The organism is Campylobacter sp. US50a (genome assembly GCF_004379015.1).
GTDB lineage: Bacteria > Campylobacterota > Campylobacteria > Campylobacterales > Campylobacteraceae > Campylobacter_D > Campylobacter_D jejuni.
In genome coordinates this window covers 16,023-41,690 of sequence record NZ_RYYJ01000009.1, presented here as the reverse complement: position 1 = coordinate 41,690, position 25,668 = coordinate 16,023, and the positions used below count along the sequence as shown (strand labels likewise).

The following is a 25,668-nucleotide window of genomic DNA, read 5'->3' as shown; positions in this document are numbered from 1 at the left end:
TTTAAATTCCTAAAAAATCATTGATTGAATACATTTTTGCTTCTTGCTTACTAAGCCAAATAGCGATTTTAATCGCACCTTTAGCAAAAGTCGCCCTTGAAGTAGCGGTATGATTAAGTTCTAAAAATTCCCCATCTTCATAAAAACCTACTGTATGGCGTCCTACTATATCGCCACCCCTTAAACTCATCACAGAAATTTCATCTTTGCTTCTTTCACCTATAATGCCATCTCTTCCACTTACTCTTACTTTTTCAAGTTCTAAATTTCTAGCTTTTGCTACACTTTGGGCTAAAGTCATAGCTGTACCACTTGGTGCATCTTTTTTATGGCGATGATGCATTTCTAAAATTTCTATATCAAAATTTCTTAGCATTTGACTGGCTTTACTAGCAAGATAGTTTAAAACCGCAACACCTAAAGACATATTGGTCGCATAAAAAATCGGCATCACTTCACTAGCACTTTGCATCAAATGTAAAATTTTCTCATCAAGTCCTGTTGTACCTATTACCAAAGGTTTAGGCATAGTTCTTGCATAATTTAAAAGCTCATGAGTTCCACTTGGGGAAGAAAAATCAATAATCACATCGCTTTTTTCAAAAAGCTCTTCTAAATTTCCACCCTTATCATAAAGTATCGAAATTTGTGCTTGCGTTTCGCTTTTTAAACATTCTTCAATTTGTTTTCCCATGCGTCCTTTAGCGCCATAAATTCCTATTTTAATCATCTTTTTCCTTGAAAATAAAATATTGATTTTAGCATTTATTTTGTAAATTTTAAATAATAAAATTAAGCTTTATAATTTTTTAATTTATATAAATTATCTAACAATTTTGCTTCTTCTCCTAAGCCCTTGCTATGATAAAATTTTAAATTTTTACTAAGATATTTTTGCTCTACCCAGCCACCAAAATCATGTGGATAAAGATAGTCTTGTTTTTCTTGATGATTGTTGTTAAGATAATTAGGTATTTCTAAAGCTTCATTATTTTTTACATAGTTTAAAGCTTCATTGATAGCTTTGTAGCTTGCATTGGATTTGATTGTGCTTGCTAAATAAACTACGCATTGGGCTAGGATAATTCTTGCTTCAGGATAACCTATATTTTTAACAGCTTCCAGAGTCGAAACTGCTAAATTTAAAGCATTTGGATCGGCATTTCCGACATCTTCACTTGAAAAAATCACCAAACGCCTAGCGATAAAATCCGCACTTTCTCCTGCATCAATAAGTCTTGCAAGATAATAAATAGCTGCATCAACGTCACTTCCACGTAAACTTTTTATCATTGCACTTGCTAAGATATAATGTGTATCTTTTGAGCTAACACCCTCACTATTTATGGTGTTGCGAAGTTTTTTAAGATTTTCAAGACTGATATGTTTTTCATCTAAAACCAAGACAAATTCAAGCAAATTTAGCATAGCTCTTGCATCAGCACTTTTAAGTAGAAAATCTTTAGCTTCTTTATCAATATTAAATTTCATTTTTTCTTGTACACGCAAGAGTAAAGTTTCAAGTTCCTTTGCCCCTAAAGATTTAAATTCAAAAAGCATGGAACGGCTTCTTATACCAGAACTTAAAACAAAATAGGGATTTTCAGTGCTTGCGCCGATTAAAATTAAACGGTAATTTTCCATAGGAATTAAAAGCATTTCTTGTTGGGTTTTGCTAAGGCGGTGAATTTCATCAATAAAAATTAAAGGTTTATAAAGACTATTTTTATAATTATCTAAAATTTTTCTTAGTTCTTCGAGTTTAAAATTTCCTCCATCAAATTCATAAAAATCTAAGCCAAATTCTTTGGCTACAACTCTAGCAAAAGTTGTTTTTCCAGAACCTGCCGTTCCAAAAAAAATACTATGAGGAAGTTTTTGTAAAGCAGTAAATTTTTTGAAAATTTCTATAAGCTCATATTGTCCTAAAATATCATCAAAATTTTCAGGGCGAAAGGTCAAAGCTAGGCTCATTAATTTAAATCCATATTTGAAAATTCACTACCATTAATTTTTAGTTGAGGATTGGCTAAGCTATCATAAGATAAATTTAGAAAAAAGTTATTATTTTCTTTTAAAAAATATTGATTTAAACCTCCATAATCTTTTGTCCAAGGAAAAATTTCATCAGGCTCATCTGAACTGATAACTTGTAATTTTGCTTGATAAGAGTTGTTAATATTTAAATTGCCTTGTAGACTGATATTTTGTTTATTTTTTTCAAGAATTAAATTTTGTATTTCTAGATCAAGATTTTTTTGAATAAAATGAGAGATATTGAAATTTGAGTTAAGAAATTTATTTATGGTTATATTAAATTTTGTTTTGTCAAAATTCAAATTCTGACCCAATAAAGATTTAAGATCAATATCAATTTCATTGGATTTTCCTTGTATGTTTAAGTTTATTGCTGAATTTTCTTCATTAAAATTTACTTGGTTTTTACTATAAAAAGAATTGATTTTATTGTTGTCTAGCACAAGATAATCAAAGTTGATCTCTTGTTGGCTATCGCTAAATAAATTTAACTCATAAAATTGTACAGGATTGTTAAAAAATTGTTCGTAATTTAAATTTTGCAATATAAATTTAGTATAAAATTGAGAAAAATCAATCATATCAAAATGTATTTTAATGTTTTTAATTTCTAAATTTTTATTCATTAAAGCTTCAATATATCCGCCGTTTATTATGGTATCTCCGCCTTCATTGCTTAAATTTATATCTTTAATATTTAGAAATATTTTAGAGTTGTTATCGTGTAATTTGAGAGTAAAAGTTCCTAATTTATTGTTTTTTAACACTTCATCTAAAAAATCAAAAGGATTTGTAAAATTTCCTTTTATAATTTTATCTAAGAAAAAATAATTATTAAATTTAAGGTTGATTTTGATTGAAAGCTGTGTATGAGAGTGATTTAAAGTAAAGCTTCCTTTAGAGGTTAAAAAACCTTTTTTGAAGTAAATATCTGTAATTGTATAATCAGGATTGCTGTTTTTAATAAATTTATTAAATAAAAGTTCGTTAGTGTATCCTATATAAAATATATGAATAATAAAACCTAATATAAAACAAAAAACAATAAAAATCCATTTTTTCATTATTTGCCTTAGATGAAAATATAAGTGTTATTTTATAAATTGCTTGTTAAAAAAGAGTTTAAATTTTTATTTAAGGGTGATGAAGTAGTTTAGTAAAGAATGATTTTTATAAATCCCTTGTTAAGGGATTTATATTAATAAGCTTTTTTATAACATTGAATTTCAATTTTTCTAGCTACTGGAATAGCCTGAGTATTTGGCGTAGCAGGTGTTCCATAAGAAATTTTACTTTCTAAAAAATTTCCAACCTTTAAATCTTTAAAAGTTCCATCTTTATCTGTTCCAAAAATACCACAATCATCCATTTCTATTTCGGTATTTGGTAGAACTTTTATAGCCATTTGTCCGCCATAAATAGAGTCAATAAGCAAGGTTTTATTGTTATCATAAATTTGTGCAATAGTACCTTCAAGTTTTAGACTATCTGCAAAAAGCATTGAGCTAGCTAAAAGTGCTGATGCGAATAAAATACTTTTTTTCATAATTATTTCTCCTTCAATGTAAAGTGATAACATTATAAACTTTTTAAGTGAAGTGAATGTGAAGTTAAAATTTTGACTTTTTAGTTTTGATAATATTATGCAACTTATTATATTTTGACTATCGTTACTTCTAGTTGTAAATTTAAAAGAGTGAATACTTTATCAAAAATAATTAAAAATTATTTTTTTATTCTTGTTTAAAATGGTTACATTAAAAAATATATTTTTTCCAAAAAGCTATAAATTTAAACACATATAAGTTGGACTTAAAATATCCTATTTTATTATCGAATAAAAATGATACAAAAGGATAGGATATGGAAATTTTTTTAGCTTTATTGGGTTTTTTCTCATTAGGATTGATAGTTTGGCTTTTGCTAAAAGATTATACTACTCCGGCATTAGCTTTTATAAGTGTAAGTATTAGTGTAGCTTGTATTTTACTTATTCTTGAACAGCTTGGTTTTGGCGTGGGTGCAGCTTTAGGGGTTAAAGGAGGTGTTTTTGATATTAAAACATTGGTTGCTTTTATTAAAGATGGAGTCAAAAGCGTAACGGATACGGCAGCTTTGTTTGTTTTTTCTATACTCTTTTTTAGTGTTTTAAATGCAAGTGGTTTTTTTACTAAAATTTTAAATGCATTTTTATCAAAAATGAAAGCTAATGTATATCAAGTTTGCATTCTTACTGTTTTTATTGCTGCTACTGTACATTTAGATGGTTCAGGTGCTTCTACTTTTCTTATTGTAATACCTGCATTATTACCTATTTATGAGCGTTTAGGTATAAGAAAGACTTCAATGTTATTGATTATTACTTCGGCTATGGGGGTTATGAATGTTATTCCTTGGGGTGGTCCTACTTTAAGAGCGGCTACTAATATAGGAATGGATGCAAATTTGCTTTGGCACCATATTATACCTATTCAGATTGTAGGTTTGGTATTATCCCTTCTTTTGGCAATTTGGATTGCTAAGATAGAAATAAAAAGAGGTGCAGGCGCAGGTAACTTGTCGGGAATAAATTTAAATATAGAAAAAAGCGAACACCATAATGAAAAATGGTTTTGGTTAAATTTACTTGTAGCTATTGGGGTTATTGGGCTTTTAATTAGTGGTATTTTTCCTAGTTATATTTGCTTTATGATAGGACTTGCAATAATTTTACCGCTTAATTATCCTAATTTAAAAATAGCTAAAAAAGTTTTAGATCGTGCAAGTGCTGGTGCAATGCTTATGTATATTACTTTAATTGGTGCTGGGATATTAATAGGCGTATTTGATAAAAGTGGTATTATGGAGAAAATGGGTGTTTTGATTTTAAATTTTGTTCCAGATTATTTAGGTGCTTATATTCCTTTGATGGTAGGGGTATTGGCTGTTCCAATGGCAATTATTTTTTGTACAGATTCTTATTTTTATGGAGTGATGCCTATAGTTTTGAGTGTAACTAAGGCTTTTGGCGCTGAACCTTTGACTATAGCTATTATCATGGTGATAGCAAGAAATTGTGCGACATTTATTTCTCCTGTTGTGCCTGCAACTTTGCTAGGTTGTGGTTTAGCAGAGGTTAATATTAAAGATCATATCAAAAGAAGCTTTTTTTATATATGGGGTATAAGTATTATTTGCTTGATTTTTGCTGAGGTAGCTGGGATAATATAATTAAAATAAAAGAACTTTTGATTTTTCAATGATTGGTTCATTGTTTTATGATATTTTTGAGTCAAAAATTTATAAAAATATAAGCGTTTTTTTGTATTATTTTATTTTGCTTTAGAGAAAAATTATAAATTTAAACTTATAAGAATATTTTTTAAGTTGAAAGTAAATTTTAAAACGGAGAAATGATGTACAAAAAACAAAATTTACCAGAACTTACCTTAAGGGGTTTGATTTTGGGAAGCATTTTAACTATTATTTTTACAGCTTCAAATGTATATTTGGGGTTAAAAGTGGGACTTACTTTTTCATCATCAATTCCAGCTGTGGTCATCTCCATGGCGGTTTTGAGTCTTTTTAAGACTTCAAATATTTTAGAAAATAATATGGTTCAAACTCAAGCTTCAGCAGCAGGAACTTTATCATCAGTTATTTTTGTTATCCCAGGGCTTTTTATGTGTGGGTATTGGAGTGAATTTCCACTTTGGCAAACTTTTATGATATGTCTTTGTGGTGGCGGACTTGGAGTGCTTTTTACTATACCATTAAGAAGGGCTATGGTGGTTGAAAGCAAACTTGCTTATCCTGAGGGTAGAGCCGCAGCTGAAATTTTAAAAGTAGCCAATAAAGATCAGAGCAATAAAAAAGGAAAACAAGGTATTAAAGAAATAGCATTAGGCTCTTTTATAGCTGCTATTTTTAGTTTATTAAGCAATGGTTTTAAACTCGCTGCAAGTGAGAGTAATTTTGCTTTTATTTGGAATAAAATGGTTTTTGGTTTTTCTATGGGATATTCTTTGGCACTTTTAGGAGCGGGTTATTTAGTTGGTTTAGCAGGTGCTATAGCTCTTTTTGTAGGTATGTTTTTAGCTTGGGGTATTTTTACTCCTTATCTTTCAAATTTTGAATTCGATAGTGCAAAAAATGTCGTAGATTTAGCTTCTAGTGTATGGAGTTCTAAAGTAAGGCTTATAGGAACAGGAGCTATTGCTATAGCAGCGCTTTGGACTTTAATAGAACTTTTAAAACCCGTTATTGAAGGTATTAAAGAAATTGTTAAAAATGTTAAAATTACTAATCAAGAAAAAAATGAAAGAACAAATATAGACCTTTCTTTAAAAAGTATTTTTATACTTTTTGTTTTAATGGTTGTGGGTTTATTTATTACTTTTTATAGTTTTGTTGAAGATGCTAACTTAAGTATTTATTATCAAATGCTATTTTCATTTGTTGGAACTTTAGTTTCTGTTTTAATAGGTTTTTTTGTTGCAGCAGCTTGCGGATATATGGCAGGACTTGTAGGATCTTCTTCTAGTCCTATTTCTGGAATCGGACTTATTGGTGTTATTATTTCTTCTATTGTTTTTTTGGTTTTAGGTGTGGAACTTTTTCAAGATCCTATGCTTTCTAAATTTGCAGTAGCATTAGCTATTTTTACTACTAGTGTTATTTTGGCTACAGCTGCTATTTCGAATGATAATTTACAAGATTTAAAGACAGGGCATTTAGTCGGAGCTACTCCTTGGAAGCAACAAGTTGCTTTACTTGTAGGCTGTATTTTTGGTGCTTTGGCTATAGTTCCTGTTTTAAATTTGCTTTATCAAGCCTATGGTTTTGTTGGAGCAATGCCAAGAGAAGGTATGGATGCTTCATCGGCTTTAGCAGCACCGCAAGCGAATTTAATGAGTACTATCGCTCAAGGAATTTTTCATCACAATATAGAGTGGAGTTATATGGCTTTTGGTGTATTTGTAGGAATTTTAATGATTATTATAGATAAAATTTTAAGAAGAACACAGAAGATGTCTTTGCCACCTTTAGCCGTTGGAATAGGTATTTACCTTCCACCTGCTGTAAATATACCTTTAGTTATAGGCGGAATTTTAAAATATATTGTAATGCAATACTTAACTAAAAAATATGCAAAAAATTCTCATAAAGAAGAAAAACTTGCAAGTTGTGAGCAAAGAGGCACGCTTTTTGCTTCAGGGCTTATAGTGGGTGAAAGTATTTTTGGGGTAATTATCGCAGGAATTACTGTATTTTCAGTAAGCATGGGTGGTAGTGAAAATCCTTTAGCTTTAAATTTAACAAATTTTCATGATAGCGAGCTTTTAGCACTTATCTTTTTTGTGGGAGTTGTATTATATTTCATTAAGCGTATTGTTAAAAAAGATGCTTAATTTTTGGGGTTAAAACCCCATTTAATCCATTCTGATATAATTTTTCTTTTGCAATTATCATTCAAGGATTAAAATGGAAAATTTATATGCTTTAATACTTGGAATTATAGAAGGTCTGACTGAGTTTTTACCTGTTTCTTCAACAGGACATATGATTTTAGGTACGACTATTTTAGGTATTGATATAGATGAGTTTTGGAAAAGTTTTTTGATTATTATCCAGCTTGGTTCTATTTTGGCGGTAATTTTTGTATTTTGGCGTAAATTATTTCAAGGGCTTGATATTTGGTTAAAACTTGCAGCGGGATTTTTTCCTACTGGAGTTATAGGGCTTTTTGTGGCAAAATACTTAAATGCTTTATTTAATGGTTGGGTTGTGGTTGGAATGCTCATTTTTGGTGGTGTTGTGCTTATTCTTATAGAACTTGCGCACAAAAATAAACAATATCGTATCAATTCTTTAGAAGAAATAAGCTTTAAACAAGCTTTTTGTATAGGTATTTTTCAATCTTTAGCCATAATTCCTGGAACTTCAAGAAGTGGAGCAAGTATTATTGGTGGACTTTTGCTAGGATTTAATAGAAAAGTTGCGGCTGAGTTTAGTTTTTTGCTTGCCATTCCAACGATGATTATCGCTACAGCTTATAGTATTTATAAAGAGCCTGAATTACTGAGTAACGCAAATTCTTTAATTCCTTTAGGCATAGGTTTTATCACTGCTTTTATTGTTGCAGTTTTAGTTATAAAATTTTTCTTAAAATTTATTTCTAAATTCGACTTTATCCCTTTTGGAATTTATCGTATTATTTTAGGATTTGTTTTCTTTTATTTGTATTATAGTGGGATTTTAAATGCTGGAAGTGAATTTAAGCTATAAATAAATATTAAATTTATTCTAAGATTTTTTTAAAAATAAGCTGAATTTCAAAAATAATTAAGTCTTAGAAAGTTAAAATTAGAACTTTATAAACACTCACAGGGTAAGTGAGCGACAAAGGGTTAAAAATATGGAAAAAGAAGTTATTGCGTATTTGGACAATGAGACAATAATTGACTCTCAAAGTGTGAAAGATACAAATTTAAAAGAAATTTATTTTGATAATTCTAAAGAAAGTTTAGAAGTAATCCGCCATTCTTGTGCACACTTAATGGCGCAGGCGATTAAGAGCTTGTATCCTGAAGCTAAATTTTTCGTTGGTCCTGTTATAGAAGATGGATTTTATTATGATTTTCGTGTAGAAAGTAAGATCGGCGAAGAAGATTTAGTAAAAATTGAAAAAAAGATGAAAGAACTTGCTGAAGCAAAGATTGAAATTTCAAAATATGAAATCACAAAAAGCGAAGCTTTGGCTAAATTTCAAAATGATGATTTAAAACAAGAAGTTTTATTGCGTATTCCTGATGGAGCTGTAAGTATTTATAAACAAGGTGAATTTGAAGATTTGTGTCGTGGTCCTCATGTGCCAAATACGAAATTTTTACGCTTTTTTAAACTCACTCGTGTTGCAGGAGCGTATTTGGGTGGTGATGAAAAAAGAGAAATGCTTACTCGAATTTATGGGACTGCTTTTGCAGATAAGGAAAGTTTAAAAGAGTATTTAACCATTATCGAAGAAGCTAAAAAACGCGATCATAGAAAGCTTGGAACAGAGCTTAAGCTTTTTACTTTTGATGATGAGATCGGAGGAGGTCTTCCTATTTGGTTAAGTAATGGTGCAAGACTTAGATCTAAACTTGAACATATGCTTTATAAGATCCATCGTTTGCGTGGTTATGAGCCTGTGCGTGGGCCTGAGCTTTTAAAAGCAGATGCATGGAAAATCAGTGGACATTATGCAAACTATAAAGAAAATATGTATTTTACACAAATTGATGAACAAGAATATGGCATTAAGCCTATGAACTGTGTGGGGCATATTAAAATTTATCAAAGTGATGTAAGAAGTTATCGTGATTTGCCTTTGAAATTTTTTGAATATGGCGTGGTGCATCGTCATGAAAAAAGTGGGGTTTTGCACGGACTTTTTAGAGTGAGAGAATTCACTCAAGATGATGCACATATTTTTTGTATGCCAAGTCAGATTAAAGAGCAGGTTTTAGAAATTTTAGCTTTTGTGGATAATTTGATGAAATTATTTGATTTTAGCTATGAGATGGAAATTTCAACTAAGCCTGAAAAAGCCATAGGTAATGATGAAATTTGGGAAGTAGCAACTAAGGCTTTAAAAGAAGCTTTAGATGAACAAGGTTTAAAATACGGTATTGACGAAGGTGGTGGGGCTTTTTATGGTCCAAAGATCGATATTAAAATCACCGATGCTTTAAAAAGAAAGTGGCAATGCGGAACCATACAAGTAGATTTTAACCTGCCAAGTCGTTTTAAACTTGAATACACTGATAGTGATAATGAAAAAAAACAACCTGTAATGTTGCATCGTGCGATTTTAGGTTCTTTTGAAAGATTTATAGGAATTTTAACCGAGCATTGTGCGGGTGAGTTTCCATTTTTTATCGCACCAACTGCGGTGGGTATAGTGCCAATAGGCGAAGCACATATTGCTTACGCAAAAGAAATTCAAAAAGAATTATTAGAGCTTAATATTGATAGCGAGGTGTATGAAAAAAATGAGAGTTTAAGTAAGAAAATTCGTATCGCTGAAAAACAAAAATTACCTATGATTTTAGTTTTAGGCGATGATGAGGTGGCAAAGCGTAGCGTTGCTTTAAGAGATAGAAGAGCTAAAGAACAAAAAAATCTTAGCTTGGATGAATTTATTAAATTAGTTAAGGAGAAAATGAGTGAGGTACACTTTTGAGTAAAGAAAAAGAAGTATTGCTCAATGAAGAAATAAGAGCGGATGAAATCAGATGTGTTGGCGATGATGGCAAGGTTTATGGTATTATTAGTAGTGATGAAGCTTTAGAAATTGCAAATCGTTTAGGACTTGATCTTGTAATGATAGCTGCAGATGCTAAGCCACCTGTTTGCAAGATCATGGACTATGGTAAATTCCGTTATCAACAAGAGAAAAAACAAAAAGAAGCAAAGAAAAAACAAAAAGTGATTGATATAAAAGAAATCAAACTTTCTGTAAAAATTGCTCAAAATGATATTAACTACAAGGTAAAACATGCTTTAGAATTTTTAGAACAAGGTAAGCATGTGAGATTTCGTGTGTTCTTAAAAGGACGTGAAATGGCAACTCCTGAAGCAGGTGTAGCTTTGCTTGAAAAAATTTGGACTATGATAGAAAATGAAGCTAATCGTGACAAAGAGCCAAATTTTGAAGGTCGTTATGTAAATATGCTTGTAACTCCAAAAAAAGCTTAATCCATTTTTGTGGATAAAGCTTTTAAAGGTTTTAAATTTTGAAAGAAAATCCTTCTTTTTTAAAAGAGCAAATTATAACTTATCTTGGAAATAAAAGAGCACTTTTAAGTTTTTTAAATAAGGGCTTTAAGGTGGCTAAAAAAGAACTTGGTAAAGATAAATTTAGTTTTTGTGATATATTTAGTGGCTCAGGTGTTGTAAGTCGTTTTGCAAAAGCACACTCAAATTATATTTTAGCCAATGATTTAGAAGATTATTCAAAACTCATCAATGAGTGTTATCTTGCTAATAAAGACAAAGATTTGCTTCAAAATATAAAAAAGTATTATAAAAATTTAATCCAAAATTTAGGTTTTCAAAAAGGTTTTATCAGTGAGCTTTATGCTCCAAAAGATGATGATGATATTAAAAAAAATGAAAGGGTTTTTTATACTTTTAAAAATGCTTTATATCTTGATACTATGAGACAAAGAATTGAAAATGAAATTCCAAAAGAATTGAGACATTTCTTTATAGCCCCTTTAATTTATGAAGCTAGTGTGCATTCAAATACTAGTGGAGTTTTTAAAGGTTTTTATAAGGGTAAGGATGGTATCGGAAAATTTGGTGGCGAAGGACAAAATGCACTTAAACGCATTAAAGGAGAAATAGAGCTTAAAATGCCTATTTTTTCAAATTTTTCTTGTGAATTTGAAGTGATGCAAAAGGATGCAAGCATGCTTGCAAAAGAACTTGATTTTTTTGATGTGGTTTATCTTGATCCTCCTTATAATCAACATCCTTATAGTTCTAATTATTTTATGTTAAATTTAATCGCAAATTATAAAAAACCTGAAGAAATTTCTAAAATCAGTGGCATTCCAAAAGATTGGAATCGTAGTACTTTTAATAAGTCAAAATTTGCCCAAGACGCTTTACTTGAACTCATTAATGATTTAAAAGCAAGAGTGATTTTACTTTCTTATAATTGTGAAGGTTTTGTAAAAAAAGAAATTTTTTTAAAGCGTTTAAGTACTCTTGGAAAATGTCGGATTTTAGAACAAAAATATAATACTTTTAGAGCTTCTCGCAATCTTAAAAATCGTAATATCCATCTTCATGAACAACTTTATATTTTAGTTAAAAATTAAATTCTTGTTGCTAAAATTATTTTTTATTTTGGATGATTAAATTAATTTTATTTTTTCAGATGTTTTGATTTTCGAGCAATAAAGATAAGGTTGAAGAGAATAATAGTTAAAATTTTTAACTTTTTTTGTTTATAATACTTCCTTTTACATTTAAAGGATAAAGATGAAAATAAAAGTTGGGATTTTAGGAGCGAGTGGTTATGCAGGTAATGAGCTTGTACGCATTTTGCTTAATCATCCCAAAGTTGAAATTTCTTATTTAGGTTCGAGTTCTAGCGTGGGACAAAATTATCAAGATCTTTATCCTAATACCCCTTTAAATTTATGTTTTGAAAATAAAAATTTAGATGAACTTGAACTTGATCTTTTGTTTTTGGCTACTCCGCATGAATTTAGCGCTAAGCTTTTAAATGAGAATTTGTTAAAAAAGATGAAAATCATTGATTTAAGTGCAGATTTTCGTCTTAAAAATCCTAAAGATTATGAGCTTTGGTATAAATTCACTCATCCTAATCAAGAGCTTTTGCAAAATGCAGTTTATGGACTTTGCGAGCTTTATAAAGAAGAGATAAAAAAAGCAAGTTTAGTGGCAAATCCAGGTTGTTATACCACTTGTTCGATCTTAAGTCTTTATCCGCTTTTTAAAGAAAGAATTATCGATTTTAACTCAGTTATTATTGATGCAAAAAGTGGAGTAAGTGGAGCAGGAAGAAGTGCAAAGGTGGAAAATCTTTTTTGTGAAGTTAATGAAAATATCAAAGCTTATGGTTTGGCTTCACACCGTCATACTCCTGAAATTGAAGAACATTTAAGCTATGCAGCCAAAGAGAAAATCACTTTACAATTTACCCCTCATCTTGTACCTATGCAAAGAGGAATTTTAATCAGTGCTTATGCAAATTTAAAAGAGAATTTGCAAGAACAAGATATACGCGATATTTATACAAAATACTATCAAAATAATAAATTTATAAGGCTTTTACCGCCGCAGTCGTTTCCGCAGACTCGGTGGGTTAAATCAAGCAATTTTGCGGATATCAATGTTAGTATAGATCAACGCACAAGGCGTGTTATTGTGCTTGGTGCTATTGATAATTTAATCAAAGGTGCAGCAGGACAAGCTGTTCAAAATATGAATTTAATGTTTGATTTTGATGAAGATGAAGGACTTAAATTCTTTGCAAATTTGTAAAGGATAAAAATGTTAATACGAGCTATGCAAAAAAGCGATTATGAAGTCGTTTATAAGCTTTGGTGCGAGATAAAAGGCTTTGGGATAAGAAGTATTGATGATAGCAAAGAAAATATAGAAAATTTTTTAGATAGAAACCCAAATCTTAGCGTTGTAGCAGTGATTGATGAAGAAATTGTAGGAAGTATACTTTGCGGGCATGATGGACGTACAGGGGGATTTTATCATGTATGTGTACATAAAGATCATAGAAAAAAGGGTATAGCACACGAGATGACGAAATTTTGTCTTGAGGCTTTAAAAGCTCAAAAGATCAATAAAATCGCCTTAATCGCTTTTAAAAAGAATGATTTGGGCAATGAGTTTTGGAAACATTATGGTTTTACTTTAAGAGAAGATGCGAATTATTACGATCTTTCTTTAAATGAGTATAATCAAACTAGCTTTAATGCTTAAGGAATGATCATGCAAAAATATTTAGAAAAAGCTAATGTCTTAATCGAAGCTTTGCCTTATATACGCAAGTTTAATTCCAAGATTATACTTATAAAATACGGTGGATCAGCTATGGAAAATGAAGAGCTAAAGCATTGCGTGATGCAAGATATAGCTCTTTTAAAACTCGTGGGTTTAAAGCCTATCATCGTACATGGTGGAGGAAAAGATATTTCTGCTATGTGTGAAAAATTAGGCGTAAAGAGTGAGTTTAAAAACGGTCTTAGGGTTAGTGATAAAGCCACTACTGAAGTAGCCAGTATGGTTTTAAATCATATCAATAAAAATTTAGTCCATAGTTTACAAAATTTAGGAGTTAAAGCCATAGGGCTTTGTGGTAAAGATGGTGCACTTTTAGAATGTGTGAAAAAAGATGTAAATTTAGCTTTTGTTGGCACGATACAAAAGGTAAATTCGAAAATTTTAGAAGAGCTTTTGGAAAAAGATTTTTTACCTATCATTGCTCCTATTGGTATGGATGAGGATTTTAATACTTATAATATCAACGCTGATGACGCAGCTTGTGCGATTGCTAAAGCTTTAAGGGCTGAAAAACTTGCTTTTTTAACGGATACTGCAGGGCTTTATGAGGATTTTAATGATAAAAATTCTTTAATTTCTAAAATCAGTCTTGAACAGGCTAAAATTTTAGCTCCTAAAATAGAAGGTGGTATGCATGTAAAATTAAAATCTTGCATTGATGCTTGTGAAAATGGAGTTAAAAAGGTGCATATTTTAGATGGACGCGTGAAGCATTCTTTGTTGCTTGAGTTTTTTACCGATGAAGGTATAGGCACTTTGGTGGGTTAAAGGATGAAAATGGATTATAAAGAACAAAGTCATATTATCCCTACTTATAAGCGTTTTGATATAGTTTTAGAAAAAGGGCAAGGGGTTTATCTTTTTGATGATAAGGCTAAAAAATATCTTGATTTTTCAAGTGGTATAGGCGTTTGTGCTTTAGGATATAATCATGCTAAATTTAATGCTAAAATCAAAGCTCAAGTGGATAAACTTTTACATACTAGCAATTTATATTATAATGAAAACATAGCCGCTGCAGCTAAAAATTTAGCCAAAGCTAGTGCTTTAGAGCGTGTTTTTTTTACAAATTCTGGTACAGAAAGTATAGAAGGAGCGATGAAAACAGCTAGAAAATACGCCTTTAACAAAGGTATTAAGGGTGGACAATTTATCGCTTTTAAGCATTCTTTTCATGGGCGTACTTTAGGGGCTTTATCGCTTACTGCTAATGAAAAATATCAAAAGCCTTTTAAACCTTTAATTTCAGGGGTTAAATTTGCAAAATATAATGATATTTCAAGCGTTGAAAAACTGGTAAATGAAAAAACTTGTGCCATTATCTTAGAAAGCGTACAAGGAGAAGGTGGGATAAATCCTGCAAATAAAGATTTTTACAAAGCCTTAAGAAAGCTTTGCGATGAAAAAGATATATTATTAATCGCTGATGAAATTCAATGTGGTATGGGTAGAAGTGGAAAATTTTTTGCCTATGAGCACGCACAAATTTTGCCTGATATCATGACTTCAGCTAAGGCTTTAGGTTGTGGGCTTAGTGTGGGTGCTTTTGTAATAAATCAAAAAGTAGCAAACAATTCTTTAGAAGCAGGCGATCATGGTAGCACTTATGGGGGAAATCCTTTGGTTTGTGCAGGAGTGGATGCGGTTTTTGAAATTTTTAAAGAAGAAAAAATTTTAGAAAATGTCAATAAACTCACGCCTTATTTAGAGCAAAGTTTAGATGAGTTGATCAAAGAATTTGATTTTTGTAAAAAACGCAAAGGCTTAGGGTTTATGCAAGGGCTGAGTCTTGATAAAAGTGTAAAAGTGTCCAAGGTCATTCAAAAATGCCAAGAAAATGCACTTTTGCTGATAAGTTGCGGGGAGAATGATTTGAGATTTTTACCTCCTTTGATTTTGCAAAAAGAACATATTGATGAAATGAGTGAAAAGTTAAGAAAGGCTCTAAAGAGTTTTTAATAAATTTTGTAAAAAAAGTTTATTCTTTTCCATCTACTATAGGCACAAATAAACATTCTTCTAAAATTTCTTTTTGTAAATTTGTGCCATTTTTTCTAAGGCGTGTGATGAATTGTTTGCCATTGTGTAAAATAGGAGCGACTAAAATCCCGCCATCGCTTAATTGATCGAGTAAAATTTCAGGAATTTGTGTCGCATAAGCAGAAAATAAAATTCTATCATAAGGAGCATAATTTTTCCAGCCATTTTGTCCATCATCAAATTTTACATTGATATTAAAAAGTTCTAATTCTCTGAAAGTTTGAGCGGCTTTTTTGGCTAAATTTTCTATGCGTTCTATGGTAAAAACACGCCTTATGACTTTGCTTAAAATCGCAGCTTGATAGCCGCTTCCACAACCTATCTCTAAAATACTATCAGCATTTTTAAAATCTAAAGCCATAGTCATTTTAGCTACAGTTAAAGGTGAACTAATCCATTGAGAATTTGCCAAAGGCAAAGCATCAAGGCGATAAGCATGGGCTTTTAAAGGAGAAAAAATTTCACGCGGAATTTGACAAAAAGCATTAAAAAGCTCTTCATTGATAAAAACTTTTTGTGCAATTTCTTCAGCCATATTTTGACATCTTTTTTGTTCAAATGCGTTCATTACTTCTCCTATAAATTTAAATAAAAATTGTAACTAAAAAAGTTGAAATAGAGTTAAACTTAGCTATACTTAAATAAAAAGGAAAAAAATGCTTATAAAATTTAAAAATCATAGTCCCAAACTAGGTCAAAATGTTTTTGTTGCAGAGGGCGCTAAAATCATAGGAGAAATAGAAATAGGAGATGAAAGTAGCATTTGGTTTAATTGTGTTTTAAGAGCTGATGTTAATTTTATAAAAATTGGCAAAAGAACCAATATTCAAGATCTTAGCACGGTGCATGTTTGGCATAGGGAATTTGATGAAAAAGGAAAGTTAAAAGATGCTGGTTTTCCTACAATAATAGGAGATGATGTAACCATAGGACATAATTGCGTTATCCATGCTTGTGTGATAAAAAATCGTGTTTTAATCGGAATGAATGCTGTTGTCATGGATAATGCTTTGATAGAAGAAGATAGCATAGTGGGTGCTGGAAGCGTTGTAACAAAGGGTAAAAAATTTCCGCCACGCTCTTTGATACTTGGAAATCCTGCAAAATTTGTGCGTGAATTAAACGATGAAGAAATAAGCTTTCTAAAACAATCCGCTTTAAATTATGTGGATTTTAAAAACGAGTTTTTAAAAGATCTTCAGTGATATTTTGAAGTTTAGGCGAGAGTTTTACTTCAAATTTCACAAAACGATCAAGATCTAAAAAACTCTCATCGAGTTTTGAGATTTGCTCTTTTGTATAATCTTGAATAGTATTTAAAGATGACTTTTTAAGAAGTCTTTTTTCTTTGTAGACTAATTCTAAAAGTTCTTTGCGTTCTAAATTTTCATCTTGATTTGGGTTTTCGTCAAAAACATAAAGCTCATCAAAAAGGATTTTTTGCGTGTTTTTATCATAAACTCTAAAAAGTTTTTTAAAATGAGGTAGGGTTGATTTTTCGTTATTTTCACTGATTTTTATTTTAGGTTTTATACCTTGATCTTCTAAGGCTACGAGTTTATAAACACAACTAAAAATAGGATCGCTTGAAGCAGTGATCAATCTTTCGCCTACACCAAAGATATCAATAGGTGCGTTTTGTTCTTTGAGTTTTTTAATGCTCCATTCATCAAGGGCGTTAGAAACTATGATTTTACATTTTTGAAGTCCTGCTTGATCAAGTTCTTGTCTGATTTTCAAACTCAACTCAAGTAAATTTCCAGAATCTATTCTCACACCGCCTTCTTGGATACCAAATTCTTTAAAAACTTTAATTGCATTTTTAAGTCCGCTATTTAGACAATCATAAGTATCAATCAAAAAAACAGGATTTTTTGGATAAATTTTCACATAAGCTTTAAAAGCTTCAAGTTCATTTTCAAACATTTGCACCCAAGAATGTGCCATAGTTCCATTGATAGGGATATTATAAATTTTTCCTGCTAAAGTACAAGCACTTCCTATGCAACCTCCTATAAAAGCTGCTCTTGCCCCTTTTAAGGCCGCTTCACTTCCTTGTGCTCTGCGTGAGCCAAATTCTAAAATTTTACTGTTTTTAGCTGCACGCACGATACGATTGGTTTTGGTAGCAATAAGGCTTTGGTGGTTTAAACTTAAAAGTAAAAAAGTTTCTAAAAGCTGTGCTTCTATGGTTGTAGCTTTAATACATAGCAAAGGTTCGTTTGGAAAAATCACTTCTCCTTCACGCATAGCATAAATTTCACCTTTAAATTTAAAGTTAGCTAAAAAATCTAAAAATTCTGTATCAAAAATACCTTGTTTTCTTAAAAATTCTATATCTTCTGCATCAAAACTCAAATTTTCAACAAAGTCTAAAATATCTTCAAGACCTGCAAAAATAGCAAAAGATCCTGAATCTGGAATTTTTCTAAAAAATATATCAAAATAACAAATTTGATCTTTTTTATTGTTTTTGAAATAGCCTTGAGACATTGTAAATTCATAAAAATCACAAAGTAAGGCTAAAGAAGTTTTAGAAGTCATCAAAGCTTATACTACCCTTAGAATAATTCGTTACTTTACTTTCAAAGAAATTGCTCTTTTGATCGTTAAATTTTGAAAAATCATCTACCCATTTAATAGGATGTTTTGCATTGTATAGCTTGTCTAAATTGATTGCGCTTAATCTTTGATCTACAAGATAATGGATATATTCTTCTATGATATCATCAGTAAAGCCCATGATTTGATTTTGAGTGATGTATTTACCCCATTTGATCTCAAGATCTCCAGCTTTTTTAAACATATCATAAATTTTATTGATATTTTCATCATGGAACAAATCAGGTCTTTCTTTGCGTACTGAATTGATCATATTTTGAAATAATAAAAGATGTGTGATTTCATCTCTTTGGATAAAGCGGATCATTTGTGCTGAACCTAGCATTTTTCCTGCACGTGCAAGTGCGTAAATAGCAGTAAAACCACTATAAAAATATACTCCTTCTAAAATTTGATTTGCCACCATAGCCAAAAGAAGTTTATTATCATCTACATCGCCTGCTAATTCTTCATAAATGCTTGAAATAAAGTCATTTTTTTCACGCAAAGTTTCATCATGCTTTTCCATTTCATAAATCAAATCTGTATTATCGCAAATCGCTTCTACCATAACAGCGTAAGATTTTGAATGGTTTGCCTCTTCATAAGCTTGGCGTGCTAAAACCGCATTGATTTCAGGAGCTGTGATATAAGGGTTGATATTATCTGCTAAATTATTGGTTTGAAAACTATCCATAGAAATAAGCTGACTCCAAACCAAATCATACATTCTTTTTTCACCTGCAGTTAAATTACAGCGATAATCAAGTGCATCTTTAGTTGTATCCACTTCTTTTGGAAACCAAGTATTTGCTTCCATTAAATCCCAAAGTTTTAAAGCCCAAGTATATTTTGCCTTAGTGAAATTTAAAATTCCATGTGGGTTACCATCAAAAACTTTACGATCTCCTAGGGTTTCGTTTGAACTTGGATTGTAAATTCTTTTTCTTTGCATTTTTAACCTTTCTTTATGCTTTAGTAGCTATACAACTTTGAGTTAAAATATCGTGTAAATTTAAACGATCTTTTCTTACAAAACTGACAAATAAACCAAAGAGTAAGCCAAAACTTATAATAAATATCACATATCTTAGTAAAATTCTAAGAAAACTTAGTTTCTTTCCCGTTTTTATATCAATAAGATATAAATCATATGCTTTAAGACCTGGGCTTTGTGCCTTTTTTGTTAAAAAAATAGCTTGAATCAAACCAAATAAAAAAGTACATAAAGTTGTGATAAAATGGTTGTTTAAAAAAGCTTCTTTAGAGCCTAATAGAAAATAAAATAAATACAAAATAGGAACATAAATAAGAAAAATATCTATAAGCAAAGCTCTAAATCTTAGCCATCTAGAGCTAATTTTTGCTTTAGTTTTCATTTAATTTCCACGACTTCCTGGTTTTATAGCTTTACTCCCTTTTTTACAAAGTGGACAATTTGTTTCATCATAAATTTCAAATTCAAAATTTCCTAGAGTAAAGAGTGGTAAATTTTCAGGTAATTTCGCATTATCTTTTCTTGGAGATTTTAAATTTTCTACTGCACAAAAACCACGATTTGCCAATGCTGCAAAACCTACGACAATGCCACCTAAACTTTCAATGATTTTTGCACTCTCTAAAGCACTACCACCTGTAGTAATGATATCTTCACAAATTATAAATTTTTCACCCTTTTTTACTTCAAAACCACGTCTTAAAGTCATTTCTTTATTTACTCTTTCAGTGAAGATAAAACGTTTGCTACAAGCTCTTGCAAGCTCATAACCTGCTAAAATTCCACCTAAAGCAGGAGAACAAATGCTGTCAAATTCTATCTTATAGCTTGCAATAATCTTTGCAAGTTCATCACAAAGTTTTGCTGCTAATTTTGGATCCTCTAAAACTTTTGCACTTTGAAGATAAAATTGCGAATGTTTACCTGAACTTAGTAAAAAATGCCCTTCTAAATAAGCACCACAATCTTTATAAATTTGTTCTAAATTCATTGTTAAACCTTTAAAAGTTCACTTTCTTTGCTTTTTACACTCTCATCAATTTTTGTTGTATAGGTGTCGGTAAGTTTTTGCACTTCATCATAAGCTTTTTTTGCTTCATCTTCGCTTATTGCCTTATCTTTTTCTAGTTTTTTAACTGCATCGTTGGCATCTTTGCGTATATTTCTTATAGAAACTTTTGCCTTTTCACCCATAGCTTTAGCTTGTTTTACATTTTCTTCTCTTTGCTCTCTAGTCATCGGAGGGAAAAATAATTTTACACTTTCGCCGTCATTGTTTGGATTTACACCGATATTTGCAGCTGCAATAGCGCTTTCTATGGTTTTTAGTAAAGGTTTTTCCCAAGGAGTAATACTAATAGTTGAAGCATCACTTGCTAAAACAGTTGCTACTTGATTTAAAGGAGTTTGAGTTCCATAATAATCCACTGTAATATGATCTAAAATATGGGTATTAACTTTTCCAGTTCTTAAAGTGGTGAAGTCTTTTTTTAAGGCTTCTAAAGATTTTTCACTTTGGGTTTTTTGTTTGTTAAAAATTTCACTTAGCATTATCATTTCCTTTAATTATTTACTTGAATTAACATCGCTTGGAAGTTGTGGTGCACTTGGAGCGATAGAATTTGTGTTTGGGGTAGCAGGCACAATAGGAGCACTTGGAATAGTAGTATTGTTGTTTTCTACTTTAATTTTCTCTGCTAGAGAGTCTTTGCTAGCTTTATTGTATAAATAACCAAGACCAATAGTATTTGCAATAAGTAAAATTCCCATAACAAAGGTAAATTTTGCCAAAAATCCAGCTGGTCCTTTGGCGCCAAATAAACTTTCATTGCTTCCACTATAAGCTCCAAGTCCTATACTTGAACTTTTTTGAAGTAAAACTGCTATACAAATAACTACAACGATGATAAATTGTAAAATGATTAAAAGAGTGATCATTGAAAATTCCTAAAAGTTAATTTTTAAATGATTATTTTAGCTAAATAAAACTTGAAAAGTTTTGAAACTTGAAAAGTTTTTGTGAGAAAAATCCCACAAAAATTTATCTGCTATTGAAGCTTCTTAAGATATTAAGTAAAGATACGAAAAGATTAACAAAATCAAGATAAAGTGCTACTGCACCTTCGATTGGAGTTTCATAATTTCCGCGGATAATATTTTGCGTATCATAAAGAATGTAAAATGAAAATAATATTGCAGCTACTGCTGAAATAGCTAGATTAACTATACTGCTTTGGAAGAAAAGGTTTAGTAAAGATGCTGCTACAATAACGATTAATACTATAAATAAAGCTTTGCCCATAACAGTAAAATCTTTTTTTGTATTCATAGCAAATACACTAAGTCCTGCAAAAGCAACCGTTGTTAAAGCAAAAGCTTGAGCGATGATAATTCCTCCAGCTGGTAGAGCTAAAACTGAAATAAGCAAAGGTGTAAGAGTTAAACCTGAGCAGAAAGTAAAACCAAAAAGTAAAACAAGATTTAATGGAGCCTCTCTTTTTTTCCATTGCAAAGCAAATAAAAGTCCGATTTCAACAGCAAAAAGGATCCAAAAAGTTACTTGTGATTGTATAAAAAATGATGCTAAAGCAAAAATTCCTACATACGCACCTACTGTTGCAGCTAATAATGAAGCAGCAAAAAGTTGATAAGTTTGTTTAATAAAAATACTTAATTCGCTTGAGCGTGTATTTTCAAATTCTTTTGATCTTGAGTAGTCTCTATCATAAAGACTCATAAAATTCTCCTTGCAAAATTGTTAGATTTTTTAAAATCTTGAGTGAAATCTAACATATTAGACTAAATAAAAAGTTAATTTATATAATATCTATATGATTAAATGAAATCTTTGCTGAAATTTTGTTATAATTTCAAGATTTTAGTTTCAGGTTGGTTTTATGGAAAATCTTATTAGCGGTGCGATTAAGTTTATGCAAGAAGACTTTAAGGAGCATGAAGAACTTTTTGAAAGTCTAAAAAATAAGCAAAATCCCCATACTCTTTTTATAGGTTGTTCTGATTCTAGAGTAATTCCAAATTTGATCACCAATACGGGTCCAGGTGAGCTTTTTGTAATACGAAATATTGCAAATATAGTTCCACCTTATCGCATTGGGGAAGATTACTTAGCGACAACTTCAGCAATAGAGTATGCTTTAAATTCATTGCATATTAAAAATATCGTCGTTTGTGGCCATAGCAATTGTGGAGGTTGCAATGCTCTTTATTATTCTGATGAAGAGTTAAATAAAATTCCTAACGTGAAAAAATGGCTTACTATGTTAGATCCGATAAAAAAAGATGTAATGATTTTTGCAAGAGACGATTTGGCTATGCGTTCATGGCTTACAGAAAAATTAAATTTAGTAAATTCTTTGCAAAATATACTTACTTATCCAGGCGTGCAAGAAGCTTTAGATGAAGGAAAAATAGAAGTACATGCTTGGTATTATATTATAGAGACAGGTGAAATTTATGAGTATGATTTTAAAGCAAAAATTTTTACTTTAATACAGGATAGGAAAGTTCAATGAAGAAAATTATTTTTAGTTTATGTTTTTTTATTTTATACCTTGGAGCACAAGAATTTAAATTTATTGATGCGAATATTAGTAAAGAAGATGAAGGAATTTATGCTTTAGTTGAAAAATATGTTGATCTTAACAATCAAATTAAAGAATTTAAGAAAAACAATGATGAAAATTCAAGCACTTTTAATGGTATTTTAAGTGAATTTGAAAAAGACAAAAAGACTATTTTAGCAAAAATACCCGATATGATAGTAGGACAAAAGATTAATGAAGAGGCAGTGACTAGATTTTTAAAAGCAAAAGAAAAATTACTAGATGTTCAAAAAAAGAATATTAATAAGCCTTACATTTATACAGATGCCACTCTTAATCTAGTTTATTTTAACATTGTGGAAAGTTTTTATTCTTCTTTGTTTGAAGTGGAAAAACTTTTTAAAAATACAGCAAGTAGTGAAGATTTAATTGCTACTGTTGATAAGGCAATGGAAAATTTACAAAATTCTTCTAGTGTAAATTTAGATAGTTTTAAAAGTAAAATTACAAATCCAGAAGAATTGGAAAAAATTACCCTAAAAGAAAGATATATTGGTAACGCTCTAGATTCTTATTCTGAAATTCTTAAGTATTTGCGATCGAATGCAGATTTGCTTGAAAGTAATTATATTTTTTCATTACTCGAGCTTCAAGTTTGGATAGATCGTATAAATGAGGCAATTGGGGTAGGTTTTATTAATATCGGAAAAATAGTAATTTCTGCTTTGGTTTTAGTATTTTTTATATCTTTAAGACGTTTTTTTGCAAATATAGTATATTTTTTCCTTGTTCGGCTTTTTTATAGAAATAAAAATGATGTAGATGATATTAAAGTTATTTTTATTGAGAATATTAAAAAACCAGTGAGTTTTTTTCTCATCGTTTATGCTATTTCGATTTGTCTTACTATAGCAACTTATCCTGCGCCTTTAAGCATTAATTTGAGTAATTTTTTCCACATAATTTATGCGGTTTTGATTGCATGGCTTATTTTAAAAATGCTTGATGGTTATGGAATGGTGCTAGTTTCTAAGCTTGCTCAAAAAAGTGGAAAAAAAGAAGTTGTAAATTTAATTATTAAAATTTTATATTTTGTTATTATTATCATAGCTTTATTATATATCCTTGCTCAGCTTGGTTTTAATATTTCAGCTATTATTGCATCTTTGGGAATTGGTGGTTTAGCTGTTGCTTTAGCAGCGAAAGATATAATTGCAAATTTCTTTGCTTCTATACTCTTACTTTTTGATAATAGTTTTAATCAAGGAGATTGGGTAGAGGTTTCAGGTATAGAAGGAACAGTAGTTGAAATAGGACTTAGAAAAACTACTATTAGAACTTTTGATAATTGTCTCGTATTTTTACCAAATTCAACTATTATGGGGGCTAATATCAAAAATTGGAGTAAAAGACGCATGGGTCGCCATGTTAGAATGTATTTGGGTGTTGGTTATGATGCTACTCCTGAAAAATTAGATCAATGTGTAAAAGATTTGAAAGAATTTTTGGATACAAGTAATTTGGTAGCTCACGATGAGGATAGTGCATTAAAATATGGTGATCATACGACAAAATATCGTCAAAATCTTGTATCTATTAACGATTTAGAAGGCTATAAAAATGCTTGTTATGTGGCTTTAAGCGAATTTGCAGATAGTAGTATTAATATAGAGCTTTATTTTTATACCAAAAAAATAGGCGCAAAAGATTTTAGGGAAGCTAGACAAAGCTTAATGCTTGAGTTTATGCGTATAATCGAAAAAAATGGTTTAACTTTTGCTTTCCCAAGTCGCAGTATTTATATAGAAAATTTACCACCTCTTGATTTGCAAGCAAAAGCTATAAAATAGCAAGATTTTATCTTGCTATTTTTTAAACCGGCATAACGCGTATATTTGGACTTAATTCTTCTTGTAAAATCGTTTCAATAGCATAAAGTGTCGCACCACTTCCACTAGAACAACCACTACAAGCACCAAGATAACGAATATAAACGTCAATTGCTGCACCTTCAGCCTTTTGTATATCAATCACTTCCAAATCTCCACCATCATTATGAAGCATAGGGCGAATTTCAGCATCTAAAACACTTTCAACTGCTTTTAATTGTCCTACTACGGTCATTTCATCAAAAGCCACATCACTTTTCATTGTATTTTTGAGTTTTTCTCTATCCATCTCGGCTCTGGTTTCAGCTAAAATATCTACAAGGTAATAATCTCTTTTTTCATGTCCGCCTGGTTTGATACAGGACTTGCAAAAAGCACCTGCTTTAGTATATTGTGTGATTTCTTCTACACTATGCAAATCATTAAGTTTAATCACTTCTTTAATGGTTCCAAGACTTACTCTAGCGCACTCACAAACTATAATTTGATCTTCAAAATCTTCAGGACTTATACCTTTATAATGAGCTGCTGCTTGTTTGATTACATCATAAGCCATAACCGAACAGTGCATTTTTTGAGGTGGAACAGCTGGAGTTTCTGGATTATCACGCATAGCAAATTCCACATCTAAATTTGTGATTTTTACTGCTTCATCTACAGTTTTTCCTATGCAAAGATCTACCATAGTATCACTACTTGCTATAGCTGTACCACAACCAAAACTTTTAAATTTTGCATCGATAATTTTATCAGTTTTTTCATCTACAAGCCAAAAAAGTCTTACTGCATCGCCGCAACTTTCTGCGCCAAAATCAGCTACGATCAATTTTGCATTGCGTGCTTTAGCATCTTCTTCGCTAAATTCTCCCATATGTTGAGGATTATTCATTCTATCTTGAACTTTTTGTGAATACTCATCCCAAATGGATCCACCAATTAAACTATTTTTTCCCATTTTTCA

At 30.6% G+C, this 25,668-nt stretch carries 26 protein-coding genes; 13 read left to right on the top strand and 13 right to left on the bottom strand.

What is annotated here, in order from left to right; genetic code table 11:
* Window position 1: 1 nt before the first annotated feature.
* From dapB to ELQ11_RS06915, 4 genes are all read right to left on the bottom strand, one after another.
* Window positions 2-730 carry a 4-hydroxy-tetrahydrodipicolinate reductase gene (gene dapB / locus ELQ11_RS06930; protein ID WP_002870671.1) on the bottom strand — a complete coding sequence of 243 codons (729 nt, stop codon included), beginning with the start codon at window positions 728-730 and terminating at the stop codon, window positions 2-4.
* A gap of 62 nt (window positions 731-792) precedes the next feature.
* Window positions 793-1,974 (bottom strand): AAA family ATPase, encoded by a 1,182-nt coding sequence (locus ELQ11_RS06925; protein WP_002870670.1) that lies wholly within the window; start codon window positions 1,972-1,974, stop codon window positions 793-795.
* Window positions 1,974-3,101, bottom strand: coding sequence for a hypothetical protein (locus tag ELQ11_RS06920; protein ID WP_126264559.1), 1,128 nt, complete (start codon window positions 3,099-3,101; stop codon window positions 1,974-1,976). The genes ELQ11_RS06925 and ELQ11_RS06920 overlap by 1 nt, the downstream gene beginning before the upstream one ends.
* 134 nt (window positions 3,102-3,235) lie before the next feature.
* Window positions 3,236-3,583 carry a hypothetical protein gene (locus tag ELQ11_RS06915; RefSeq protein WP_002915799.1) on the bottom strand — a complete coding sequence of 116 codons (348 nt, stop codon included), beginning with the start codon at window positions 3,581-3,583 and terminating at the stop codon, window positions 3,236-3,238.
* A 317-nt stretch (window positions 3,584-3,900) separates the two neighbouring features.
* Between ELQ11_RS06915 and ELQ11_RS06910 the strand changes: the two genes are divergently transcribed.
* The 10 genes from ELQ11_RS06910 to ELQ11_RS06865 all read left to right on the top strand — a co-directional run bounded on the left by ELQ11_RS06910 (window position 3,901) and on the right by ELQ11_RS06865 (window position 15,576).
* Window positions 3,901-5,247, top strand: coding sequence for an SLC13 family permease (locus ELQ11_RS06910; protein ID WP_072223572.1), 1,347 nt, complete (start codon window positions 3,901-3,903; stop codon window positions 5,245-5,247).
* 182 nt (window positions 5,248-5,429) lie between these two features.
* Window positions 5,430-7,427 (top strand): oligopeptide transporter, OPT family, encoded by a 1,998-nt coding sequence (locus ELQ11_RS06905; protein ID WP_134225219.1) that lies wholly within the window; start codon window positions 5,430-5,432, stop codon window positions 7,425-7,427.
* A gap of 73 nt (window positions 7,428-7,500) precedes the next feature.
* Window positions 7,501-8,304, top strand: a complete 804-nt coding sequence (locus tag ELQ11_RS06900) for an undecaprenyl-diphosphate phosphatase (RefSeq protein WP_134225218.1) — start codon at window positions 7,501-7,503, stop codon at window positions 8,302-8,304.
* A gap of 130 nt (window positions 8,305-8,434) precedes the next feature.
* A complete protein-coding gene (thrS, locus tag ELQ11_RS06895) occupies window positions 8,435-10,243 on the top strand; it encodes a threonine--tRNA ligase (RefSeq protein WP_126214933.1) in 1,809 nt (602 codons plus the stop codon).
* Window positions 10,240-10,758 (top strand): translation initiation factor IF-3, encoded by a 519-nt coding sequence (gene infC, locus ELQ11_RS06890; protein WP_002851726.1) that lies wholly within the window; start codon window positions 10,240-10,242, stop codon window positions 10,756-10,758. Before thrS ends, infC begins: the two co-directional genes overlap by 4 nt.
* Window positions 10,759-10,796: 38 nt before the next feature.
* Window positions 10,797-11,888: a DNA adenine methylase gene (locus ELQ11_RS06885; protein ID WP_126231844.1), complete on the top strand. Its 1,092-nt coding sequence runs from the start codon at window positions 10,797-10,799 to the stop codon at window positions 11,886-11,888.
* A gap of 163 nt (window positions 11,889-12,051) precedes the next feature.
* Entirely contained in the window at window positions 12,052-13,080 is a 1,029-nt protein-coding gene (gene argC, locus ELQ11_RS06880; protein WP_044778733.1) for an N-acetyl-gamma-glutamyl-phosphate reductase, read from the top strand.
* A 9-nt stretch (window positions 13,081-13,089) separates the two neighbouring features.
* Window positions 13,090-13,536 (top strand): N-acetyltransferase, encoded by a 447-nt coding sequence (locus ELQ11_RS06875; protein WP_134225217.1) that lies wholly within the window; start codon window positions 13,090-13,092, stop codon window positions 13,534-13,536.
* A gap of 3 nt (window positions 13,537-13,539) precedes the next feature.
* Entirely contained in the window at window positions 13,540-14,385 is an 846-nt protein-coding gene (gene argB, locus ELQ11_RS06870; RefSeq protein WP_072223576.1) for an acetylglutamate kinase, read from the top strand.
* Window positions 14,386-14,388: 3 nt separating this feature from the next.
* Window positions 14,389-15,576, top strand: a complete 1,188-nt coding sequence (locus ELQ11_RS06865) for an aspartate aminotransferase family protein (protein WP_072223577.1) — start codon at window positions 14,389-14,391, stop codon at window positions 15,574-15,576.
* Window positions 15,577-15,595: 19 nt separating this feature from the next.
* Here ELQ11_RS06865 and ELQ11_RS06860 read toward each other — a convergent pair whose 3' ends face one another.
* Window positions 15,596-16,225 (bottom strand): protein-L-isoaspartate(D-aspartate) O-methyltransferase, encoded by a 630-nt coding sequence (locus ELQ11_RS06860; RefSeq protein ID WP_002861021.1) that lies wholly within the window; start codon window positions 16,223-16,225, stop codon window positions 15,596-15,598.
* An 88-nt stretch (window positions 16,226-16,313) separates the two neighbouring features.
* Here ELQ11_RS06860 and ELQ11_RS06855 point away from each other — a divergent pair, with 88 nt between their 5' ends.
* Window positions 16,314-16,862, top strand: a complete 549-nt coding sequence (locus ELQ11_RS06855) for a gamma carbonic anhydrase family protein (RefSeq protein WP_002861022.1) — start codon at window positions 16,314-16,316, stop codon at window positions 16,860-16,862.
* Here ELQ11_RS06855 and ELQ11_RS06850 read toward each other — a convergent pair.
* The 7 genes from ELQ11_RS06850 to ELQ11_RS06820 form a co-directional block, all read right to left on the bottom strand.
* Window positions 16,831-18,204, bottom strand: coding sequence for a nicotinate phosphoribosyltransferase (locus tag ELQ11_RS06850; protein ID WP_079860557.1), 1,374 nt, complete (start codon window positions 18,202-18,204; stop codon window positions 16,831-16,833). The genes ELQ11_RS06855 and ELQ11_RS06850 overlap by 32 nt on opposite strands.
* Complete coding sequence (locus tag ELQ11_RS06845; protein WP_002851758.1) at window positions 18,191-19,213, bottom strand: ribonucleotide-diphosphate reductase subunit beta; 1,023 nt, start codon at window positions 19,211-19,213, stop codon at window positions 18,191-18,193. The genes ELQ11_RS06850 and ELQ11_RS06845 overlap by 14 nt, the downstream gene beginning before the upstream one ends.
* 13 nt (window positions 19,214-19,226) lie before the next feature.
* Window positions 19,227-19,637, bottom strand: a complete 411-nt coding sequence (locus ELQ11_RS06840) for an RDD family protein (RefSeq protein WP_002851998.1) — start codon at window positions 19,635-19,637, stop codon at window positions 19,227-19,229.
* Complete coding sequence (gene pyrE, locus ELQ11_RS06835) at window positions 19,638-20,246, bottom strand: orotate phosphoribosyltransferase (RefSeq protein WP_002854423.1); 609 nt, start codon at window positions 20,244-20,246, stop codon at window positions 19,638-19,640.
* A 2-nt stretch (window positions 20,247-20,248) separates the two neighbouring features.
* Entirely contained in the window at window positions 20,249-20,812 is a 564-nt protein-coding gene (frr, locus tag ELQ11_RS06830; protein WP_079460285.1) for a ribosome recycling factor, read from the bottom strand.
* Between the two features lie 9 nt (window positions 20,813-20,821).
* Entirely contained in the window at window positions 20,822-21,193 is a 372-nt protein-coding gene (gene secG, locus ELQ11_RS06825) for a preprotein translocase subunit SecG (protein WP_002854650.1), read from the bottom strand.
* Window positions 21,194-21,296: 103 nt separating this feature from the next.
* Window positions 21,297-21,992 (bottom strand): Bax inhibitor-1/YccA family protein, encoded by a 696-nt coding sequence (locus ELQ11_RS06820; protein ID WP_002851668.1) that lies wholly within the window; start codon window positions 21,990-21,992, stop codon window positions 21,297-21,299.
* A gap of 160 nt (window positions 21,993-22,152) precedes the next feature.
* Between ELQ11_RS06820 and ELQ11_RS06815 the strand changes: the two genes are divergently transcribed.
* Together ELQ11_RS06815 and ELQ11_RS06810 are read left to right on the top strand one after the other, a co-directional pair.
* Window positions 22,153-22,788, top strand: coding sequence for a carbonic anhydrase (locus ELQ11_RS06815; RefSeq protein ID WP_002859401.1), 636 nt, complete (start codon window positions 22,153-22,155; stop codon window positions 22,786-22,788).
* Window positions 22,785-24,668 (top strand): mechanosensitive ion channel family protein, encoded by a 1,884-nt coding sequence (locus tag ELQ11_RS06810; RefSeq protein WP_134225216.1) that lies wholly within the window; start codon window positions 22,785-22,787, stop codon window positions 24,666-24,668. The genes ELQ11_RS06815 and ELQ11_RS06810 overlap by 4 nt, the downstream gene beginning before the upstream one ends.
* Window positions 24,669-24,690: 22 nt before the next feature.
* On the opposite strand, the gene ELQ11_RS06805 is transcribed toward ELQ11_RS06810, so the two are convergent.
* Window positions 24,691-25,662 carry an iron-sulfur cluster assembly scaffold protein NifU gene (locus ELQ11_RS06805; RefSeq protein ID WP_002861028.1) on the bottom strand — a complete coding sequence of 324 codons (972 nt, stop codon included), beginning with the start codon at window positions 25,660-25,662 and terminating at the stop codon, window positions 24,691-24,693.
* Window positions 25,663-25,668: the final 6 nt, after the last annotated feature.

What these genes read in the sequence shown, in the direction of transcription:
- dapB (WP_002870671.1), bottom strand. Translation starts at nt 730, where the DNA reads ATGATTAAAATAGGAATTTATGGCGCTAAAGGACGCATGGGAAAACAA.
- ELQ11_RS06925 (WP_002870670.1), bottom strand. Translation starts at nt 1,974, where the DNA reads ATGAGCCTAGCTTTGACCTTTCGCCCTGAAAATTTTGATGATATTTTA.
- ELQ11_RS06920 (WP_126264559.1), bottom strand. Translation starts at nt 3,101, where the DNA reads ATGAAAAAATGGATTTTTATTGTTTTTTGTTTTATATTAGGTTTTATT.
- ELQ11_RS06915 (WP_002915799.1), bottom strand. Translation starts at nt 3,583, where the DNA reads ATGAAAAAAAGTATTTTATTCGCATCAGCACTTTTAGCTAGCTCAATG.
- ELQ11_RS06910 (WP_072223572.1), top strand. Translation starts at nt 3,901, where the DNA reads ATGGAAATTTTTTTAGCTTTATTGGGTTTTTTCTCATTAGGATTGATA.
- ELQ11_RS06905 (WP_134225219.1), top strand. Translation starts at nt 5,430, where the DNA reads ATGATGTACAAAAAACAAAATTTACCAGAACTTACCTTAAGGGGTTTG.
- ELQ11_RS06900 (WP_134225218.1), top strand. Translation starts at nt 7,501, where the DNA reads ATGGAAAATTTATATGCTTTAATACTTGGAATTATAGAAGGTCTGACT.
- thrS (WP_126214933.1), top strand. Translation starts at nt 8,435, where the DNA reads ATGGAAAAAGAAGTTATTGCGTATTTGGACAATGAGACAATAATTGAC.
- argC (WP_044778733.1), top strand. Translation starts at nt 12,052, where the DNA reads ATGAAAATAAAAGTTGGGATTTTAGGAGCGAGTGGTTATGCAGGTAAT.
- ELQ11_RS06875 (WP_134225217.1), top strand. Translation starts at nt 13,090, where the DNA reads ATGTTAATACGAGCTATGCAAAAAAGCGATTATGAAGTCGTTTATAAG.
- argB (WP_072223576.1), top strand. Translation starts at nt 13,540, where the DNA reads ATGATCATGCAAAAATATTTAGAAAAAGCTAATGTCTTAATCGAAGCT.
- ELQ11_RS06865 (WP_072223577.1), top strand. Translation starts at nt 14,389, where the DNA reads ATGAAAATGGATTATAAAGAACAAAGTCATATTATCCCTACTTATAAG.
- ELQ11_RS06860 (WP_002861021.1), bottom strand. Translation starts at nt 16,225, where the DNA reads ATGAACGCATTTGAACAAAAAAGATGTCAAAATATGGCTGAAGAAATT.
- ELQ11_RS06855 (WP_002861022.1), top strand. Translation starts at nt 16,314, where the DNA reads ATGCTTATAAAATTTAAAAATCATAGTCCCAAACTAGGTCAAAATGTT.
- ELQ11_RS06845 (WP_002851758.1), bottom strand. Translation starts at nt 19,213, where the DNA reads ATGCAAAGAAAAAGAATTTACAATCCAAGTTCAAACGAAACCCTAGGA.
- ELQ11_RS06840 (WP_002851998.1), bottom strand. Translation starts at nt 19,637, where the DNA reads ATGAAAACTAAAGCAAAAATTAGCTCTAGATGGCTAAGATTTAGAGCT.
- pyrE (WP_002854423.1), bottom strand. Translation starts at nt 20,246, where the DNA reads ATGAATTTAGAACAAATTTATAAAGATTGTGGTGCTTATTTAGAAGGG.
- frr (WP_079460285.1), bottom strand. Translation starts at nt 20,812, where the DNA reads ATGATAATGCTAAGTGAAATTTTTAACAAACAAAAAACCCAAAGTGAA.
- secG (WP_002854650.1), bottom strand. Translation starts at nt 21,193, where the DNA reads ATGATCACTCTTTTAATCATTTTACAATTTATCATCGTTGTAGTTATT.
- ELQ11_RS06820 (WP_002851668.1), bottom strand. Translation starts at nt 21,992, where the DNA reads ATGAGTCTTTATGATAGAGACTACTCAAGATCAAAAGAATTTGAAAAT.
- ELQ11_RS06815 (WP_002859401.1), top strand. Translation starts at nt 22,153, where the DNA reads ATGGAAAATCTTATTAGCGGTGCGATTAAGTTTATGCAAGAAGACTTT.
- ELQ11_RS06810 (WP_134225216.1), top strand. Translation starts at nt 22,785, where the DNA reads ATGAAGAAAATTATTTTTAGTTTATGTTTTTTTATTTTATACCTTGGA.
- ELQ11_RS06805 (WP_002861028.1), bottom strand. Translation starts at nt 25,662, where the DNA reads ATGGGAAAAAATAGTTTAATTGGTGGATCCATTTGGGATGAGTATTCA.